20 protein-coding genes are annotated in these 18,269 nt (G+C 66.9%); 11 read left to right on the top strand and 9 right to left on the bottom strand.

Translation table 11 applies throughout. The features are described 5' to 3' along the window. The first annotated feature begins 44 nt into the window (after positions 1–44). Positions 45–1,628, top strand: a complete 1,584-nt coding sequence (locus AS031_RS03125; protein ID WP_058266645.1) for an aminopeptidase P family protein — start codon at positions 45–47, stop codon at positions 1,626–1,628. A gap of 91 nt (positions 1,629–1,719) precedes the next feature. On the opposite strand, the gene AS031_RS03120 is transcribed toward AS031_RS03125, so the two are convergent. Beyond that, on the bottom strand, positions 1,720–2,679 hold the full coding sequence (locus AS031_RS03120; protein ID WP_058266644.1) for a YflT domain-containing protein: 960 nt from the start codon (positions 2,677–2,679) through the stop codon (positions 1,720–1,722). Positions 2,680–2,756: 77 nt separating this feature from the next. Between AS031_RS03120 and AS031_RS03115 the strand changes: the two genes are divergently transcribed. From AS031_RS03115 to AS031_RS03105, 3 genes are read left to right on the top strand one after another with little or no spacing between them, the layout of a single operon-like run. After that, entirely contained in the window at positions 2,757–4,040 is a 1,284-nt protein-coding gene (locus AS031_RS03115; protein WP_058266643.1) for a magnesium transporter MgtE N-terminal domain-containing protein, read from the top strand. After that, a complete protein-coding gene (locus AS031_RS03110) occupies positions 4,024–4,722 on the top strand; it encodes a DUF1003 domain-containing protein (protein WP_058266642.1) in 699 nt (232 codons plus the stop codon). The genes AS031_RS03115 and AS031_RS03110 overlap by 17 nt, the downstream gene beginning before the upstream one ends. 9 nt (positions 4,723–4,731) lie before the next feature. Continuing rightward, entirely contained in the window at positions 4,732–5,877 is a 1,146-nt protein-coding gene (locus tag AS031_RS03105; RefSeq protein WP_058266641.1) for an Mrp/NBP35 family ATP-binding protein, read from the top strand. Between the two features lie 31 nt (positions 5,878–5,908). On the opposite strand, the gene AS031_RS03100 is transcribed toward AS031_RS03105, so the two are convergent. The 3 genes from AS031_RS03100 to sigE form a co-directional block, all read right to left on the bottom strand. Continuing rightward, on the bottom strand, positions 5,909–6,322 hold the full coding sequence (locus AS031_RS03100) for a twin-arginine translocase TatA/TatE family subunit (protein ID WP_058266640.1): 414 nt from the start codon (positions 6,320–6,322) through the stop codon (positions 5,909–5,911). A gap of 69 nt (positions 6,323–6,391) precedes the next feature. After that, positions 6,392–7,264 (bottom strand): hypothetical protein, encoded by an 873-nt coding sequence (locus tag AS031_RS03095; protein ID WP_058266639.1) that lies wholly within the window; start codon positions 7,262–7,264, stop codon positions 6,392–6,394. Between the two features lie 7 nt (positions 7,265–7,271). Next, complete coding sequence (gene sigE / locus AS031_RS03090; RefSeq protein WP_058266638.1) at positions 7,272–7,886, bottom strand: RNA polymerase sigma factor SigE; 615 nt, start codon at positions 7,884–7,886, stop codon at positions 7,272–7,274. Positions 7,887–8,114: 228 nt separating this feature from the next. Here sigE and AS031_RS03085 point away from each other — a divergent pair, with 228 nt between their 5' ends. Continuing rightward, positions 8,115–8,747 (top strand): O-methyltransferase, encoded by a 633-nt coding sequence (locus AS031_RS03085; RefSeq protein WP_058266637.1) that lies wholly within the window; start codon positions 8,115–8,117, stop codon positions 8,745–8,747. A 57-nt stretch (positions 8,748–8,804) separates the two neighbouring features. Here the strand turns inward: AS031_RS03085 and AS031_RS19410 are convergent, their stop codons facing one another. The 4 genes from AS031_RS19410 to AS031_RS03070 form a co-directional block, all read right to left on the bottom strand. Then, positions 8,805–8,972 (bottom strand): DUF3117 domain-containing protein, encoded by a 168-nt coding sequence (locus tag AS031_RS19410; protein WP_009357720.1) that lies wholly within the window; start codon positions 8,970–8,972, stop codon positions 8,805–8,807. 233 nt (positions 8,973–9,205) lie between these two features. Continuing rightward, positions 9,206–10,468 carry a hypothetical protein gene (locus tag AS031_RS03080; protein WP_058266636.1) on the bottom strand — a complete coding sequence of 421 codons (1,263 nt, stop codon included), beginning with the start codon at positions 10,466–10,468 and terminating at the stop codon, positions 9,206–9,208. Continuing rightward, complete coding sequence (locus tag AS031_RS03075; protein WP_058266635.1) at positions 10,465–10,866, bottom strand: DivIVA domain-containing protein; 402 nt, start codon at positions 10,864–10,866, stop codon at positions 10,465–10,467. The genes AS031_RS03080 and AS031_RS03075 overlap by 4 nt, the downstream gene beginning before the upstream one ends. 37 nt (positions 10,867–10,903) lie before the next feature. Continuing rightward, on the bottom strand, positions 10,904–11,686 hold the full coding sequence (locus AS031_RS03070) for an LOG family protein (RefSeq protein WP_058266634.1): 783 nt from the start codon (positions 11,684–11,686) through the stop codon (positions 10,904–10,906). A gap of 116 nt (positions 11,687–11,802) precedes the next feature. On the opposite strand from AS031_RS03070, the gene AS031_RS03065 reads away from it, so the two are divergent. The 4 genes from AS031_RS03065 to AS031_RS03050 all read left to right on the top strand — a co-directional run bounded on the left by AS031_RS03065 (position 11,803) and on the right by AS031_RS03050 (position 15,088). Beyond that, positions 11,803–12,558, top strand: a complete 756-nt coding sequence (locus AS031_RS03065) for an amino acid ABC transporter ATP-binding protein (RefSeq protein ID WP_058266633.1) — start codon at positions 11,803–11,805, stop codon at positions 12,556–12,558. Between the two features lie 71 nt (positions 12,559–12,629). Then, complete coding sequence (locus AS031_RS03060) at positions 12,630–13,514, top strand: glutamate ABC transporter substrate-binding protein (RefSeq protein WP_058266632.1); 885 nt, start codon at positions 12,630–12,632, stop codon at positions 13,512–13,514. Between the two features lie 87 nt (positions 13,515–13,601). Next, positions 13,602–14,252 carry an amino acid ABC transporter permease gene (locus AS031_RS03055; RefSeq protein WP_058266631.1) on the top strand — a complete coding sequence of 217 codons (651 nt, stop codon included), beginning with the start codon at positions 13,602–13,604 and terminating at the stop codon, positions 14,250–14,252. Further along, the gene (locus tag AS031_RS03050; RefSeq protein ID WP_058266630.1) at positions 14,249–15,088 is read left to right on the top strand and encodes an amino acid ABC transporter permease; all 840 of its coding nucleotides are present in this window, start codon (positions 14,249–14,251) and stop codon (positions 15,086–15,088) included. Before AS031_RS03055 ends, AS031_RS03050 begins: the two co-directional genes overlap by 4 nt. Positions 15,089–15,172: 84 nt before the next feature. Here AS031_RS03050 and dapE read toward each other — a convergent pair whose 3' ends face one another. After that, on the bottom strand, positions 15,173–16,309 hold the full coding sequence (gene dapE, locus AS031_RS03045; protein WP_058266629.1) for a succinyl-diaminopimelate desuccinylase: 1,137 nt from the start codon (positions 16,307–16,309) through the stop codon (positions 15,173–15,175). 51 nt (positions 16,310–16,360) lie between these two features. On the opposite strand from dapE, the gene dapD reads away from it, so the two are divergent. Both dapD and AS031_RS03035 read left to right on the top strand, forming a co-directional pair. Then, entirely contained in the window at positions 16,361–17,389 is a 1,029-nt protein-coding gene (dapD, locus tag AS031_RS03040; RefSeq protein WP_058266628.1) for a 2,3,4,5-tetrahydropyridine-2,6-dicarboxylate N-succinyltransferase, read from the top strand. A 7-nt stretch (positions 17,390–17,396) separates the two neighbouring features. Next, positions 17,397–18,248, top strand: coding sequence for a transglycosylase SLT domain-containing protein (locus AS031_RS03035; RefSeq protein WP_058266627.1), 852 nt, complete (start codon positions 17,397–17,399; stop codon positions 18,246–18,248). Positions 18,249–18,269 lie beyond the last annotated feature (21 nt).

Here is an 18,269-nt window from a genome sequence, read left to right as displayed (position 1 = left end):
GGAGCCTGTTCGCGCAGCCGGGATGCTGGTGAGACGATGGTCCCGTGAACGATGCCGAAAACACCCCCACCTCTGCTTCCCAGCCGCTGGAGGAGCGCGTCAACAGCCGCTCGCAGCGGCCCAGTTCCGATGCCTTCAAGGCCTTCATGGCCAGCAACTGGGCACCGTCCAGCCAGGAACTCCCCGGCCGTGACGCCGTTGCCGGCCACGCCGCGAACCGGCGCAAGGCCATTTCTGCCCAGTTCAAGGGCGAACGCCTGGTCATCCCTGCTGGCCCCCTGAAGGTCCGCTCCAATGACTGCGACTACCGGTTCCGCCCGCACTCCGGCTTTGCCCACCTGACCGGCCTCGGCCTGGACCACGAGCCCGACGCCGTGCTCATCCTGGAGCCCGTTGCCGAGGGAAAGGGCGACGACGGCGGGAACCACGCTGCCACGCTCTACTTCCGTCCCCTGGCCGGCAGGGACACCGAACAGTTCTACGCCGATTCCCGGTCCGGGGAATTCTGGATCGGAGCCCGGCCCACGCTCGCCGAGTTCGAGGCCCGGCTGGGCCTGCCCACCGCACACATCGACGAACTCGAAACGGCCATCACCAAGAACGTGGGTGCCCCGGAGATCGGCGGCATCTCCATCCGGCTGGTCCGCAAGGTGGATGAGAACATCGACGCCCTGGTGGACACCGCGCGGTACAATACCGCGAGGGACCCGGAAAACCTTGACCTGGGGGTCCTGGATGCCCTGGACGAGAAACTCAGCGAAGCACTCTCCGAGCTGCGCCTGCTCAAGGACGAGTGGGAAATCGGGCAGATGAAGCTCGCCGTGGAAGCAACGGTGGAAGGCTTCGAGGAAGTGGTCAAGGCACTGCCGCGGGCCATGACGCATGCACGCGGCGAGCGGGTCGTGGAAGGTGCGTTCTTTGCGCGTGCCCGCGAGGTGGGCAATGAACTGGGCTACGACACCATCGCCGCCTCCGGCAACAACGCCACCGTGCTGCACTGGACCCGGAACACCGGCAAGGTCCACTCGGGCGACCTGCTGCTCCTGGACGCGGGGGTCGAGGCCGACTCGCTGTACACCGCGGACATCACGCGCACCATCCCGGTCAACGGCACCTTCAGCGATGTCCAGCGCAAGGTCTACCAGGCGGTGCTCGACGCCGCCGACGCCGGCTTCGCCGCCGCCCGGCCGGGGACCAAATTCCGCGACATCCATACAGCAGCCACCACGGTCCTTGCCGAGCGCCTGGCCGAGTGGGGGCTCCTGCCGGTCAGTGTTGAGGAAGCGGTCAGCCCCGAAGGCCAGCAGCACCGCCGGTGGATGCCCCACGGCACCAGCCACCACCTCGGGCTCGATGTCCACGACTGCGCCCAGGCGAAACGTGAACTCTACCTCGACGGCATCCTGACCGAAGGCATGGTCTTCACCATCGAGCCGGGCCTCTACTTCAAAGAAGAGGACCTCGCCATCCCCGAGGAATACCGGGGCATCGGGGTCCGGATTGAAGACGACATCCTGATGACCGCCGACGGCCCGGTCAACCTCAGCGCTGCGCTCCCCCGCCGGGCAGAGGACGTCGAGGACTGGATGGCAGGCATCTACCGCGAAGCCGACGGTGACCGGAACTGATACCTTCCCGGCCCGGGAACAACAGGAATAACGCAAAGCGGTGCCGCCGGAATCATTCCGGCGGCACCGCTTTGCTGTTTACGGTCGAGCCTTAACGCTGCGGTTCTGACGGCCGCTGCGGACCGGTGTCAGCGCCGTGTCCGTCAGCACCCTGGCCGTCCGCGCCGTGGCCGTCGGCGGGCGGCGCATCACTGCGGTGCTGTGGTGCGTGTCCGTGCTCCGCGCCGTGGCCGGCATCGGTGGCCTGCGGGATCCTGACGCCATACTGGGGGCGGCCGTCGGGGAGGTCCGGGTAGCGGACCGAGCGCGGCGGCGCGGAGGGCTGCTGGTGCTGGCCGCCGTCGTCAGGCTGCCCCTGCCGTCCGCCGTCCTGCTGTCCATGCCCCTGGTAGCTGCCGTCCTGCGCTCCGGACTGGCCGTAGGGATCGTTCCAGCCGGAGGGGCGGGCCGGACCCTGCTGGTTGTAGGGCTGGTTGTACGGCTGGTTCTGCTGGTACGGCTGGTTGTTGTAGCCGTGCTGGACGCTTCCGCCCGCGGCGTCGGAACGTGACATGGGCAGGTGCTGGAGCAGCCGGCGGGCCTCCTGCGAAGCCTCCGGCGCCACGATGACGTCGTAGTTGGTGGCAACCACCTGGCTGGTGGAGGTGAAGTCCCTCTTGCCCCGCTGCATGGCGTAGGTGACGATGCCGAAGAGCATGAAGAACGCGGCACCCATCAGCACGGAGGTGAGGATGGAAAAGTATCCGGGCGACGGCGCAAAGAAGGACAGCATCACGCCGACGAACAGGCCAAACCACATGCCGCTGAGCGCTCCGGACAGCGCCACCCGGGGGTAGCTCAGGCGCCCGGTGACCCGTTCCACCATCTTCAGCTCATTGCCCACGATGGAGACCATCTGCACCGGAAACTGCTGGTCCGCGAGGTAGTCCACCGCCTTCTGGGCATCCAGGTAGGAAGTGTAGGAACCGACGGTGTCGCCGGTGGGAACGGCCCTGGCTTCGTCCAGGCCGTTGGGGCCACCTGTCTTGGGAGCACCAAAAATGTTTGCCATAACCCCATTCTTGCCCATGAGCTTGTGTGCTGCCTGTAAATTCAGCTAAAAGTGAGCAGACTCGGTAGCCTGTACAAGTGAGCACAACACCTACCCGTGTCTTCGTGGCGCGCCTGCTGGGTCTCGACGTCTTCGACCCCCTGGGTGACCGGCTGGGCCGGTTGCGTGACGTTGTTGTGCTCTCCCGCGGCACCCAGGGAGCGCCCCACGTGGTGGGCATCGTGGTGGAGGTTCCGGGCAAGAAGCGCGTGTTCGTCCCCATGACCCGCATCACCTCCATCGACCAGACACAGATCATCTGCACCGGCCTGGTGAACCTGCGCAGGTTCGAACAGCGCGGCGCGGAAACGCTGGTGGTGGCCGAGATGTTCGACCGGCGTGTGACGCTCCGTGACGGCAGCGGCGACGCCACGATCGAGGACATCGCCATGGACCAGCACCGGTCCCGCGACTGGTTCGTCAGCAAGCTCTTTGTCCGCCGCGGCCATTCGCTGTCCCCGCTGAGCAGGCTGCGCCGCAACGAAACGCTGATCATCGACTGGGCCGATGCACAGCAGGGTGCCCGCACCGAGCCCCAGGCTGCAACCCAGTTCGTGGCCAACCACGAGGACCTCAAACCGGCGGACTTCGCCGAGGCACTCCAGGAAATGAGCGACAAACGCCGCTTCGAGGTGGCCAGCGAACTCCAGGACGAGCGGCTGGCCGACGTGCTGCAGGAACTTCCTGAGGACGACCAGGTGGAGATCCTCTCCGCACTGGACATCCAGCGCGCCGCCGACGTCCTGGAAGAGATGGACCCTGACGACGCCGCCGACCTCCTGGGGGAGCTTCCCTCCGCGCAGGCTGAGGAGCTGCTCCAGCTGATGGAACCCGAAGGCGCCGAGGACGTCCGCCGCCTGCTCGAATACGACGAAGACACCGCCGGCGGCCTCATGACGCCCGTGCCGGTCATCCTGCCTCCCGAAGCTACGGTCGCCGAGGCCCTCGCCCACGTCCGGCGCGAGGAGCTCTCCCCCGCGCTGGCGTCGTCGATCTTCATCGCCAGGCCTCCGCTGGAAACCCCCACCGGCCGTTTCCTGGGCGTGGTGCACATCCAGCAGCTGCTGCGCTTCCCGCCCTTCGAGGCGCTCGGGAACATGGTGGACAAGAACCTCGAGCCGCTGTCCGACCAGGCGCACATCAGCGAAGTGGCCCGGACGCTGGCCACCTACAACCTGAACTCCCTCCCGGTGGTCAACGACGCCGGCCGGCTTGTGGGGGCGGTGACTGTTGATGACGTATTGGATCATTTGTTGCCGGACGACTGGCGCGCCCACGATGGCGAAGCCCCGATAAGAAAGCTCGGTGGCCGCATTGGCTGACATCAGTTCCCCGAAGAACCCCAACCAGAGGAACCCGGCCAAAGCGGAATCAAAAGGCAGCCTGGACACACCGCTCAGCGGCCGCCAGCGGATCCTGCCGACTTTCCGCCCGGATCCGGACGCTTTCGGCCACGCCACCGAGGCCTTCGCCCGGTTCATGGGAACGCCGCAGTTCCTGGTCTACATGACCATCTTCTGCATCTTCTGGCTGGGCTGGAACACCTGGGCTCCGCTGGACTGGCAGTTCGACTCCCGCGACCTTGGCTTCACCCTGCTGACGCTGATGCTGTCCCTGCAGGCCTCCTACGCTGCGCCCCTGCTGCTGCTCGCGCAGAACCGGCAGGACGACCGGGACCGTGTGTCGCTGCAGCAGGACCGGCAGCGTGCCGAACGGAACCTGTCCGACACCGAATACCTGACCCGGGAACTCGCCTCGCTGCGCATCGCGCTGCGTGAAGTTGCCACCCGTGACTACGTCAGGGCCGAGCTGCGTTCCCTCCTCGAAGACATGCTTGAGGCACAGGAGGAACTGCGCACCCACGAGGACTCCGGCCCCGGCAACCACGAATCGCCGCGGGACAAGGTCAAGGAAAAACTGCGCGAGCAGCGGGAGCGGCAGCGCAACCCCCGTACCCAGCAAATTCCCCGGGTCAAGCCCGGCCATTCCACCCAGGACCGGTAAACGCCCTTCATGGACACAGCAACACCCAGCACTTCCCCCCTGCACCAGGCCGTCAACGCTGCCCTCGCCACGGTCATCGACCCCGAACTCCGGCGGCCGATCACGGAGCTGGGCATGGTGGACTCCGTGCACGTCTCGGACGACGGCAGGGTCAGCCTCGCGGTCCTGCTGACCATCGCCGGCTGCCCGTTGCGGGACACCATCACCGCGGACGCGGAAAAGGCCCTGGCCGCAGTGGACGGCGTGACGGGCGTGGACGTCCGCCTGAACGTCATGAACCAGGCCCAGCGGGATGCCCTGAAGGAGAAACTCCGCGGCCCCGGCGGGCAGCGCGGCATCCCCTTCAACCAGCCCGGCTCCCTCACCAAGGTCTATGCCGTGGCCAGCGGGAAGGGCGGCGTGGGGAAGTCCTCAGTCACCGTCAACCTGGCCACTGCCCTGGCAGCGCAGGGGCTGCGGGTAGGCATCGTGGACGCGGACGTCTATGGGTTTTCCGTGCCGGCGCTGATGGGCATCAGCCAGGCGCCCACGCGTGTGGACGACATGATCCTGCCGCCGGTGGCCTACGGGGTGAAGGTCATTTCCATCGGCATGTTCGTCAGCGGCAACCAGCCCGTGGCATGGCGGGGTCCCATGCTGCACCGCGCCCTTGAACAGTTCCTGACGGACGTCTACTTCGGTGACCTGGACGTCCTGTTCCTCGACCTGCCCCCGGGCACCGGGGACATCGCCATCTCCGTGGCCCAACTGCTGCCCAAGGCCGAGATCCTGGTGGTGACCACCCCGCAGACGGCCGCGGCCGACGTCGCTGAACGCGCCGGTGCCATCGCAACCCAGACGGGCCAGAAGGTGGCCGGCGTCATCGAAAACATGTCCTACCTGGACATGCCCGACGGCGGGAGGATGGAGCTGTTCGGCAGCGGCGGCGGAGCGGTGCTCACCGAACGGTTGTCGGCGAGCGTGGGTGCCGACGTTCCGCTGCTGGGTCAGATTCCGCTGGATATTAAGCTGCGCGAAGGCGGAGACGCGGGAGCCCCTGTGGTCGTCGGTCAGCCGGAGACGGCCGCTGCCGCTGCCCTGTCGGGCATCGCCACCCGCCTCGCCACGCAGCCGCGCGGCCTTGCGGGCATGAAGCTGGGCCTGCAGCCCCGCTGACCTGCCGTCCCGGGCAGCCCCGGGTTCCGGCTCAGGTGGCCTCGGTGTCGAACGGCGCAGGCTCGCCGGGCGGCAGGGACTGGACCACGCGTTCGGGCCGGGCGGGCGCTGATTCCGGAGCCGCGGCCACGGCGGCCGCACCGGACACGGCAGCCACGGCTGCGGGAGCGCCGGCGCTGACCGGTTTGGTGTCGTCGTCGAGCAGGGCTTCCTTGATGATGCGCCGGGGATCGTACTGCCGCGGATCGTACTTCTTCCAGTCGACATCATCGATGTCGATGCCCACTTCTTCCTTGATCTGCTCGCGGGCGCCGGACGCCATACGCCGGACTTCCTTCACCAGGTTGGCGAGCTTCTGGGTATATTCGGGCAGCCTCTGCGGGCCGATCACCAGGACGCCAATGATCAGCAGGAGGAAGAACTCCGGGCCGTTGATTCCAAACACTTTAGGAAGATTACCCTCTCCGGGCTGCAGGTGACGATTCGCGCCCGGCGGGGGCGGAACCAGCCTGGACTACCGGGTAAATGTCGCCACGATCTTGTTGATGCCGCGCTGCAGCCGGCTGCCCAGCGGCTCTTCCCCCGGGCCCTGTCCGGGGTGCTCGACCCCGGCTGAGACGCCCTCTGCGGACAGGCTGCCGACGCGCTGGAGGATGGGCCCGGCGTCGTCCGCCTGTTCGGCCGGGAGGTCCGATTCGAAGGAAAACGTCCGTCCGCCGGCTGTGTAGGTGGCAGTCCAGGGAGGGGCGGAATCCTGGGGCGCCGCGGCCTGCTGCCCCGCTTGCCGGCCCGCCGGCTGGAGAGTGGCGGCCGTGCTGGCAGCGTGCTGTTCGACCACCTTGGCATAGTGGTCGCCGTCGCTGAGCCGCAGTTCAACGGCCGGCTGCCCGCCGCGCACCACGGCGCGGGCCGATTCGAGGTGGAAGCCCATGGATTCCAGGACCGGGCATGCCCATCCTTCCTGGCGCAGGCTGCCGATCTGCTCGGTGGTGAGTGCGCGGCCGTCGGCTGGCGTGTGGGCCGACACCTGCGAGAGCGCCGTCGTCGTCACCGGCGGTGCTGCCAGCGGATCTCCCGCTGCGGCGAAGGCGCCCACGGCGAGGACACCGGCCGCCGCTACTGTCCCGCCGGCGGTCATGGCCAGGACCCGGGCGGCGGTCCGCGGCACCGTGGCGGACGGCGCTGAGGGTAAGGGCCGTGCCGCCAGCTCAGACGTCTGTGCCAGGAGCCGGGCGGTCAGGTCATCGCTGGCCGGAGGGATCGGGGCATCCCGGAGGCGTTGCAGGTACTGCCGTTCCCGGCGCACCGCCAAAACGCACTCCGGGCAGTAGGAAAGGTGCCCGGAAGTGCGCGGATGTTTGCCGCCGGCGGGAAAAGGGGACTTCATGCGCCGATCAGAGAATGCGGGCAATGCGCGGCATGGACAGCTTCCGGCGCGCGTGCTGCGGCCGGGGGTCCCGGTGGGCAAGCTTCTCCCGGAGCATGGTTCGGCCCCGGTGGATGCGCGAGCGTACGGTGCCCAGCTTGACGCCCAGCGCCTCCGCCACCTCGTCGTAGGACAGGCCTTCCAGGTCGCACAGGACGACGGCGGCGCGGAAGTCCGGCGGCAGTTCCTCCAGGGCCGCCTGGACGTCCAGGTCAAGGTTGTTCAGCTCAAAGCTTTGCTCGGGACCGGGCTCACGGCCCGGCAGGCGGGACTCAGCGTCCTCGGCCAGTGCGTCAAAGCGGATGCGGGTCTTGCGGCGCGCCTGGTCCAGGAAGAGGTTGGTGGTGATGCGGTGCAGCCAGCCGTCCAGCGTTCCGGGCTTGAAGTTCTCCAGCGAGCGGAAGACGCGGACAAACACCTCCTGGGTGAGGTCCTCGGCGTCGAACCGGTTGCCGGTCAGGCGGTACGCCAGCCGGTACACTTTGGCCGAGTGGTTGGTGACCACTTCTTCCCAGGTGGGACGGACCCAATCGGTTTTGGGATGATTTGCTGCAGGGACAGGTGCCACAACTGAAGATGACATCGTCCACTCCCCTCGTGGAATGCTAACGCCCGGATACTGTTGACATCTCTGATTCGGCGCCGGTCATCTTTTGGATGAGCGGATAATTATCATTTCAAACTTGGCTGGGAATTTCCTGACTGCCGGGAAGTTATGCCGTAGGCGCAACCGCCCCGTTGCCCTGCTGTTGCGCCCGGACCCAGTAGGCTGTAAAGGACAATCCCCCTTCCGCCCAGAAAGCGAATATCCATGAGCGCCGACAAGTCCATCAGCTGGTCCTATGCAGAAGATCTGCCCGCTGAGGATGAGGTCATGCTTCGGGCCCGGGAGCGCTCCTTCGAACTCGGCGTCACGCCCATCGGACCCGGAGTCGGCGCCGTCCTGACGGTGCTGGCAGCCGCATCCAAGGCCCAGACCGCCGTCGAAATCGGTACCGGCGCCGGCGTGTCCGGCGTCTGCCTGCTGCGCGGGCTGGGCCCGCAGGCCGTGCTGACCACCATCGACGTGGACGTGGAGCACCTCAAGGCGGCGCGCGAGGCCTACGCCGAGGCGGGCAGCCCCGCCAACCGCACCCGCACCATCTCCGGCCGCGCCGGCGACGTGCTGCCGCGCCTGACGGACAACGCGTACGACCTCGTCTTCATCGACGCGGACAAGCCCGGGCTTCCGGGCTACGTGGAGCAGGCCATCCGGCTGCTGAAGCGTTCGGGGCTGCTGATCATCAATGACGCCCTGGACAAGGACAAGGTGGCCAACCCGGCGGGGCGGGAAGCCACTACGGTGACCCTGCGCCAGGTGGGCAAGGCAATCCGCGACGACGACAGGCTGGCTTCGGCGATGCTGCCCACCGGTGACGGGCTGCTGGTGGCCGTCAAGAAGTAGCAGCCGGATACGGAACAGGGCCCGCGGCCGCAGGCCACGGGCCCTGTTCCGGCACGATTATTCGGTAACGCCGACCAGGCATTCCTTCAGGTTTGCCGCCTCGGCAGCATTCAGTTCGACCACGAGGCGCCCGCCGCCTTCGAGCGGGACGCGCATGATCAGGCTGCGGCCCTCCTTGGTGACTTCCATTGGGCCGTCGCCGGTGCGTGGTTTCATAGCAGCCATGAGGAATTCCCCTCCATTTAGTCCCAGGACTGATCAGCCCGGTCGGGCTGTGTCCGCATGTCGATCAAGCCGCTATGACGGAGGGGCTTTCCACCGCCAAGGCTGCACGTATTCTTAATGCTTTTTGTCCTTGCTTACTGACTATTATCCCGTAATTACCCGCACGTAGCTAATCGATGGAAATTTTCGGCGGACCGTAATTCCGGCCCTGACCTGCAGGAAAGCACCAAATATCAGGGCGGGTAATCGCCACCGCCGGGCAGCTGGGCCCACGCCCACAACCACACGATCCAGACGATCTGCAGCAGCAGGAACATCGTCACCACGGTTCCGCGGTAAGCCTTCGACCTGGACAGCAGCGCCGCGCCCAGTGCCAGCGGGAACAGGGGCAGCAGCATCCGGAAGGTGCTGGTTTGCGGATGCAGGAAGACCACCAGGTAGCCCATGTAGCAGGCGCACCACAGCCGGAGTTCGACGCCGAGGCGCACCACCGGGGGCAGGTACAGCATGGCGCCGAACAGCGCCACAAAGACGAACGGCGCCACCACGCCCAGGACCGGTCCGAAAAGGTCGACGCCGGTATCGAACCAGGGCTTGAACGGCACCAGGTCATGCCCCCGCCAGACCGTCTCCGTCTTGGTGTAGGCCCGGATGTCGCCGGTGGCGGCCCAGGCGGCCGCCGGCCACGCCAGGGCAGCCAGGCCCGTGACGGCGGTCAGCGCCGCCAGGCGGAGCAGTTCCCCGGGTGGTGAGGTCCCGGAGTCCGGTTCCGTCCCACGTCCTTCCCGCAGCCTCGCCAGCAGCCGGACCAGGAACAGGATCCCCAGCATCGCCGCGAAAGGCACACCGACGGGACGGGACAGGCACAGGAGCACGGTCACGGGCAGGGCCCACAGGTACCGGCGGCGCACCACCAGCAGCAGGGCCAGTGCCAGCAGCAGCAGGGAGAGCGGCTCGGCGTAGGGCACCTGCAGCACTGCCGAGACCGGGAAGGTCGCAAAGAAGGCAACACCCCACAGGGACGTCCCGTGGGCGGCCTTCCGGCGGAACAGCGGGTACACGGCCAGCGCTGCCGCCCAGCCGGCCAGCATGGCAACGATCGTCAGCGATGCCGCGGGGTGGATCCCGGTCAGCCCCGTGAGGCCTCCTGCCAGGGCCGGATAGAGCGGGTAGAACGCCCAGGCGTTCTCCTGGACGTTGCCCAGGGCATCCGTCGGGAGGACGGACGGGTATCCATTGGCAATGACCTCGCCGTACCAGCGGGCGTCCCAGATGTTGATGAAGTTCCAGTAATCGGGCTTGGCCGGGAACCACGGGTTGGGGCCCTGGTGCAACGCGGCGGCCATGAAGATGAACGCGCTGACCAGCCTGGCCGCCACGTAGATGCCGGACACCTGGGCCCACCATGGCCAGCGCCGCAGGGCCTCACCGGTCCGGGCAACTGTCGACTGCAGCGTGGCGCCGAGGTCCGTCCGGCGGCTGTCCACCGTGCTCACTGGCCGTCCGGACCGGACGGCGGGGTCCCGCCGTCGGGCAATTCCGGCTCCCCGGCACCGCTTCCGGCGCCCTTTTCGAGGTCGCGGATCCGGGCCCGCAGCCTGTCAGCTTCCGCGCGGGCCGCGGCGAGCTGGTCCCGGAGGTCGTCGAGCACCTGGTCCACCTGGTCCATGCGGTAACCGCGCAGGCCCAGGGAAAACCTCACCTTGTCGACGTCCCCGGGCGTGGCGGCCGCGGGCAGCAGCACCGGCGGAAGGTTGGCGGGCGGCTGTTCAAATCCGCCGTCCAGCACGGCCGGCAGCGGCTGCCGGCCGTTCCGCCGCGGGCGCAGCCCCAGGCTGGCCCACAGGACCGCCCCGACCAGCACGATGGCGAGGAATACGAGAAAAAAGCTCACTGTCCCATCGTGCCAGAACGCCGGCGCCGGACGGCTGCTACTCCGGGCGCTGCTCGCCGTTCAGCGGCGGAACGGGGCCGGCGCGGAGCACCCGCTCAACAGCTTCGGCGGGATCGTCCACCACCTGGATCAGGTCCAGGTCCTTCTCGGAGACCATCCCCTCGGCCACCAGGGTCCCCTTGATCCAGTCGATCATCGGTCCCCAGAAGTCAACGCCGAGCAGGACGATCGGGAACGACGTCACCTTCCTGGTCTGCACCAGGACCATGGCCTCGAAGAGCTCATCGAGGGTGCCCAGGCCGCCGGGGAGGACGATAAAGCCCTGGGCGTACTTCACGAACATGGTCTTGCGGGCAAAGAAGTAGCGGAAGTTGATGCCCAGGTCCACCCACTGGTTCAGGCCCTGCTCGAACGGAAGTTCGATGCCCAGCCCCACCGAGACGCCGTTCCCTTCCACGGTGCCGCGGTTGGCAGCCTCCATGGAGCCCGGGCCGCCGCCGGTGATGACAGCCACGCCTGCTTCGGCCAGCTTGCGGCCCACGTCGACGCCCATTTCGTAGTAGACGCTGCCGGGCTTGGTGCGGGCGGAGCCGAAGACGCTGACGGCCTTGCCGATGTCCGCGAGGGCACCGAAGCCTTCCACGAACTCGCTCTGGATCCGCAGGACCCGCCAGGGGTCGGTGTGGACGAACTGGCCGGGGCCCTTGGTGTCGAGCAGATGCTGGTCCGACATTTCCACGGCGGCCTGTTTGCGGCGAAGTTCAAGGGGACCTTTACGGCGCGGCTGGGAATTCCTGGCCGGATCTGCACTGATGCTCATCCCCCAAGGCTAACCCGACACCCGGGCCGGCCACGGCAGGTATCTCTTGAATCACGATGTGCAGGAACATGCGGTGATTCGCGTCATATCCTGCTGTTCTTCGCTAGATTCTTCCTATGACTACTCATGTGCCCGGCGATGCCCTCGTCTCCCTGAACGCCGTAAATAAGCATTACGGCCAGCTGCACGTTTTGAAGGACATCAACCTGCAGGTCCGCAAGGGCGAGGTTGTCGTGGTCATCGGGCCGTCGGGCTCCGGTAAGTCCACCCTCTGCCGCGCCATCAACCGCCTCGAAACCATCGAGGACGGCTCCATCAGCATCGACGGAAAGGTCCTGCCCGAAGAAGGCAAGGAACTCGCCCAGCTCCGTGCCGACGTCGGAATGGTCTTCCAGTCATTCAACCTCTTTGCGCACAAGACCATCCTGGAAAACGTGACCCTTGGCCCCATCAAGGTCAAGGGCGTCAACAAAGCCACCGCGGACAAGGAAGCGATGGCCCTGCTGGAGCGGGTGGGCGTTGGCCACCAGGCTCCCAAGCTTCCGGCGCAGCTCTCGGGCGGCCAGCAGCAGCGTGTTGCCATCGCGCGGGCGCTGGCCATGAAGCCCAAGGTGATGCTGTTCGACGAGCCCACCTCCGCACTGGACCCCGAAATGATCAACGAGGTCCTGGACGTGATGGTCCAGCTGGCCAAGGAGGGCATGACCATGATCGTGGTCACCCACGAGATGGGCTTTGCCCGCAAGGCCGCTGACCGGGTGGTCTTCATGGCGGACGGCCAGATCGTCGAGGACGCCACGCCGGAGGAATTCTTCACGAACCCCAAGAGCGACCGTGCCAAGGATTTCCTTTCCAAGCTCCTCACCCACTGATTCCCCTTTCGAACAAACACTCCGAGTTCGCACCCAGGCCGTGATCCGCGGCCATCAATGAAAGGAATGTCATGAAGGCATTTTTGACCAGGCGGAAGTCATTTGTTGTGGCGGCGACCGCTGCCTTGGCCCTGTCCCTGAGCGCCTGCGGCGGCGGCGACGCCGGCGGCACCAACCCCAGCCCGGTGGAGAAGCCCACGTTCGCGGCCGGCACCACCATGGAGAAGCTTTCCTCCGCCGGCACCATCAAGATCGGCACCAAGTTCGACCAGCCGCTCTTCGGCCAGGTGGGCCTGGACGGCAAGCCCGTCGGTTTCGACGTTGAAATCGGCAAGCTGATCGCCGCCAAGCTGGGCATCTCCGCTGACAAGATCGAATGGTCCGAGACCGTTTCCGCCAACCGCGAGCCCTTCATCGAGCAGGGCAAGGTTGACCTGGTGATCGCCACCTACACCATCAACGACAAGCGCAAGCAGGTCGTCAGCTTCGCCGGGCCGTACTACGAGGCCGGCCAGGCCCTGATGGTGAACAAGGACAACGACACCATCAAGAAGCCCGAAGACGTCAAGGGCAAGAAGGTCTGCTCCGTCACGGGCTCCACCCCGGCTGCCACCATCGTGGACAAGTACGGCGCCGAACTGGTTCCCGCCGCCACTTATTCCGCCTGCCTGGAGCCGCTGCGCAACAAGCAGGTTGAAGCAGTGACCACGGACAACGTGATCCTGGCCGGTTTCGTGGACAAGGAACCCGACGCCTTCAAGCTGGCCTCGGACGAGACGTTCACCAAGGAGCCCTACGGCATCGGCCTGAAGAAGGACGACACCCAGTTCCGCAACTGGATCAACGACCAGCTTGAGTCCTTCCAGGAGGACGGCTCCTACAAGAAGGCCTGGGAGGCCACTGCCGGTTCGGTCATCAAGACCGCCCCGGACCTGCCCACGATCGACCGCTACTAGGCCGCTCGTCCGCTGCCGGGACCGGGTACACCGGTCCCGGCAGCGGCCCGCCTCCCCTTCCGTCCACTCCAAGAGCCGAAGGATCCTATGGACGTCATCATTGAAAACCTCCCCTTGTATTGGGAAGGTTTTCTCCGCACCCTCTTCCTGTCCGCCGTATCCGGGGTCATCGCCCTGGTGCTCGGTACCCTGCTCGCCGCAGCCAGGGTTTCGCCGGTGGCAGCCCTGCGCGGCTTCAGCATGGTCTACGTGGAGGTTCTCCGGAACACCCCGCTGACCATCGCCTTCTTCTTCGCGGCCATCGTGCTCCCCCGCCTTGGGGTCAAGTTCGAGCAGTTCGAGATCGCCGCGATCATCGCCCTCAGCACGTACACCGCGGCGTTCATCGCCGAAGCTGTCCGCTCCGGTGTCAACAGCGTTCCCGTGGGCCAGGCCGAGGCCGCCCGAAGCATCGGCATGGGGTTCGGCCAGGTACTCTCCCTCATCATCCTGCCGCAGGCGCTGCGGACCGTGATTCCGCCGTTGATCAACATCCTGATCGCCCTGGTGAAGAACTCCTCCGTGGCCGGCGCCTTCTTTGTCCTTGAACTGTTCGGCTACGGCCGCCAGCTGGCCAACGCCAATGGTGACGCCGTGATCACCGTGTTGCTCGGCACCGCGTTCTTCTATCTGCTCCTCACCGTTCCGCTGGGCATCCTTGCCAGCACGGTGGAACGAAAGGTGGCGATTGCCCGATGAGCTCAGTCCTCTACGACGTTCCCGGGCCCAAGGCGCGCCGGATTTCCCTGATCGGCTCCGTCATTGGTTCGCTGCTGATCCTGGGCCTGCTGGCCTGGATCATCATGGTCCTCGCCCAGCAGGGCATCTTCGAGAGCCGGCGCTGGCAGATCTTCACCCGCACGGATGTGTGGCGGCTCCTGGGCAACGGCCTCGGCGCCACCCTCAGCGCCGCGGCGCTGTCCGCGGTGATCGCCTTCCCGCTGGGGCTTGCACTGTGCCTGCTGAGGATTGCCGACTCCCCCATCATCCGGATACCCGTCCGCGTCGTCCTGGAATTCCTCCGCGGCATGCCAGTGGTCCTGATGATGCTGTTCGTCCTGCTGGGCTTCGGCACCTCGCCGTTCATCGCCGTCGTCACGGGCCTGGTGCTGTACAACGCCGCGGTTTTCGCCGAGATCATCCGCGCCGGCATCCAGTCCCTGCCGAAAGGCCAGCGCGAAGCCGGCCTGGCCATCGGCCTGACCAGCTACCGTTCCCGGATGCTGATCGAACTGCCCCAGGCCATCCGCCGCATGATGCCGTCGCTGGTTGCGCAGATGGTGGTGCTCCTGAAGGACACCTCCCTCGGCTACATCGTGGCTTATGGCGAACTGCTGCGCGCCGTTCAGGTGATGGCGGACTTCCTGGGCAACGCGTACCTGTTCCCCGTGTTCTTCGTCGCAGCAGCGATTTACATTGCCATCAACATCGCCGTGTCCCGGCTGGCAGTGTGGATCGAGCGCCGCGGCTCCAAGAAGGCAGCCGGCGGTACGGCCAAGGCCGAGCCCGCCACGGTGGAGGCGGGGGCTCCCTAGACACGCCGACCGCCAACACCTGAGGCCCGGATCCATTGATCCGGGCCTCGGGTGTTTAAGACCGCTGTTTGCGTGCGCCGCCGTTCAGCCCTGGAGCCAGCTCCGCAGTGCCCTCAGGCATTCCCGCACGGCGTCGGCGTGGACGTGTTCGTTGTCCTTGTGGGCCAGCAGCGCGTCCCCCGGACCGAAGTTAACGGCCGGGATTCCCAGCTCGCTGAAACGCGCGACGTCGGTCCACCCGTATTTGGGCTTGGGCTCGGCACCCACGGCGGCAACGAAGGACGCGGCGGCCGGGTGGTTCAGTCCCGGCCGGGCCCCGGCGGCTGCATCGGTGCGGACCACGTCGAAGCCCTTGAGCAGGTCCCGGACCACGGCTTCGGCCTCATCCGGTGACTTGTCCGGCGCAAAACGGTAGTTGATCTCCACCACGCACCGGTCCGGAATGACGTTGCCGGCCGTTCCGCCGTTGATCTTCACGGCGTTCAGGCTTTCGCGGTAATCGAGGCCGTCAACGTTAATGGTCTGTGGTTCGTAGGCGGCCAGCCGGGCCAGGATCGGGGCCGCCGCGTGGATGGCGTTGCTGCCCATCCATGCCCGTGCCGAGTGGGCAGACTCGCCGACGGTGGTGGCCTCGAACCTGCTCGTGCCATTGCACCCGCCCTCCACGGTGCCGTTGGTCGGTTCCAGCAGGATGGCGAAGTCGCCGTCCAGCAGGTGGCCGTGGTTACGGACCAGGCGCCCCAGCCCGCTCTTGACGGCCTCGACTTCCTCCTGGTCGTAAAAGACGAAGGTGACGTCGCGCTGTGGCTGGGTGCCGTCGTCGAACATCGTGGCAGCGAGGGCCAGCTGGACAGCGACCCCGCCCTTCATGTCAGTGGCGCCGCGGCCGTACAGCACGCCTTCCCCCGGCACACCGGATTCCCAGGTGGACGGCACGGTGCCCTTCGACCCCTCCGTCAGCGGCAAGGGAACGGTATCGAGGTGCCCGGCGAGGATGACGCGTTCGGCCTTCCCCAGCTCCGTGCGGGCGATGATGGAATCGCCGTCCCTGACAATCGTCAGCTGGGGAACGCCCGCCAGTGCCGCTTCCACGGCGTCGGCAAGTTCCTTCTCGTTGCCCGACACGCTGTTGATGTCCATCAGGGCTGCGGTCAGCAGCGCGACGTCCTGTCGGAGGTCCAGGGCGGATACGGAAGTGCGGGGGGTGGGTTCGGCAGTCACGAAGCCAGTCTAGTTCGAACCCGGAGGCCGCCCCTCGATACACTGAAGCACATGACTGAGACCGCTTCTTCCGCTGTGCCCGAAACCTTGAACGCAACCCCTGATGACCGCTCCGCCTTCGGCTTCGGCGTTGCCACCATCGCCACCATTAACGGCGAGGCCACCGTGCTGGACGTGTGGTACCCCGCCCCCGCCCTCGGTGTCGCCGCTGAGGACCTGCGCTCGGTGGAGCACGCCGACGAGGCCCTCGTCCGGATCGCGGAAACCGGCGCCGACGAGGACCGCGGCACCGAACAGAAGGTGGTCTTCGCCCAGATCAACCTGGACGAGGCACCGGCTGACACGGCCGATGCCTACCTCCGGCTCCACCTGCTCTCGCACCGCCTGGTCCGCCCCAACACCATCAACCTGGACGGCATCTTCGCGAAGCTTCCCAACGTTGTCTGGACCAACTTCGGCCCCGCCGCCGTGGAAGGCTTCGAACTCACCCGCGCCCGGCTGCGCCGCCGCGGCCCGGTCACGGTGTACGGCATCGACAAGTTCCCGCGCATGGTGGACTACGTTGTCCCGGCCGGAGTCAGGATTGCCGACGCCGACCGCGTCCGCCTCGGTGCCCACCTCGCCGCAGGCACCACGGTGATGCACGAAGGCTTCGTGAACTTCAACGCCGGAACCCTGGGCACCTCCATGGTTGAAGGCCGTATCTCGGCAGGCGTCGTCACCGGTGACGGCAGCGACGTCGGCGGCGGAGCCTCCATCATGGGCACCCTCTCCGGCGGCGGCAAGGAGAAGATCACCATTGGCGAGCGTGTCCTGCTCGGTGCCAACTCCGGCGTCGGCATCAGCATTGGGGACGACTCCGTGGTGGAGGCGGGCCTCTACGTCACCGCCGGCACCCGGGTCCGGGTGCCCGGCCCGAAGGACGAAGTTGGCGAGGACACCACCAAGATCGTCAAGGCCGCTGAACTGTCCGGCGTTGCCAACCTGCTGTTCCGCCGCAACTCCACCACCGGTGCCGTGGAAGCACTGCCGCGCAAGGGCCAAACCGTGGAACTGAACGACGCCCTGCACGCCAACTGATCCTCCCGTGGCACGCAGACGCGGTTTGCGCCGGCTCGCCATCCTGCTGCTGGTGCTTGTCCTGGCAGCCGGCGGCATCTATTCTGCGGTGTTCTTCGTGCAGCGCTCCGAAACCCTGGTCTCAGAGCGCTGCACGGCAGTTGTGGGCGATCGCAGGGCCGAACTGGCTCCCGACCAGGCGGGCTTCGCATCGCTGATCACCGCCGTCGCCGTCCAGCGCGGCCTGCCACCCCGGGCGGCAAGCATCGCACTGGCCACGGCCATGCAGGAATCGAAGCTGCGGAACATCGCCCACGGGGACAACGCGGGCCCGGACTCCCGCGGACTGTTCCAGCAGCGGCCGTCGCAGGGATGGGGAACGGAAGCCCAGATTATGGATCCCTACTACGCCGTCAACGCGTTCTACGATGCGCTGGTGAAGGTGCCGGGCTACGAGTCCTTGGACATCACCGACGCCGCCCAGCGGGTGCAGCGCTCGGCGTACCCCACCGCCTATGCCAAACACGAGGACCTGGGACGGTCCTTCGCCTCGGGGCTGACCGGCCAGGCGGCCGCAGCGGTACAGTGCACCCTGCGTTCGGCCCACGGCGACGGAGACCCCGCGGCGGTCCTTGCCGAACTCGGCCGGGCCTACGGGTCGCTGGCCGCCACCGACGACGGCGGGTCCGTAGTGGTCGAGGCGGAAGGCGCCGCGGCGTGGTCGGTGGCGCAATGGGCGGTGGCCAACGCCAAGGGCCTGGACGTTGTCCGCGTGGACGTGGCGGGGCGCAGCTGGGACCGGGAAGACGGCTCCTGGCAGGAATCAGCATCTGCCGTGGGGCAGGTGCGCATTACGATGGCGCAGGTTTCCGGCGCCTGACCGGCCGGCGGGGCCCCGGCC

The organism is Pseudarthrobacter enclensis (genome assembly GCF_001457025.1).
GTDB classification, from domain to species: Bacteria; Actinomycetota; Actinomycetes; order Actinomycetales; family Micrococcaceae; genus Arthrobacter; species Arthrobacter enclensis.
This window is presented reverse-complemented; position numbering and strand designations above follow the sequence as displayed.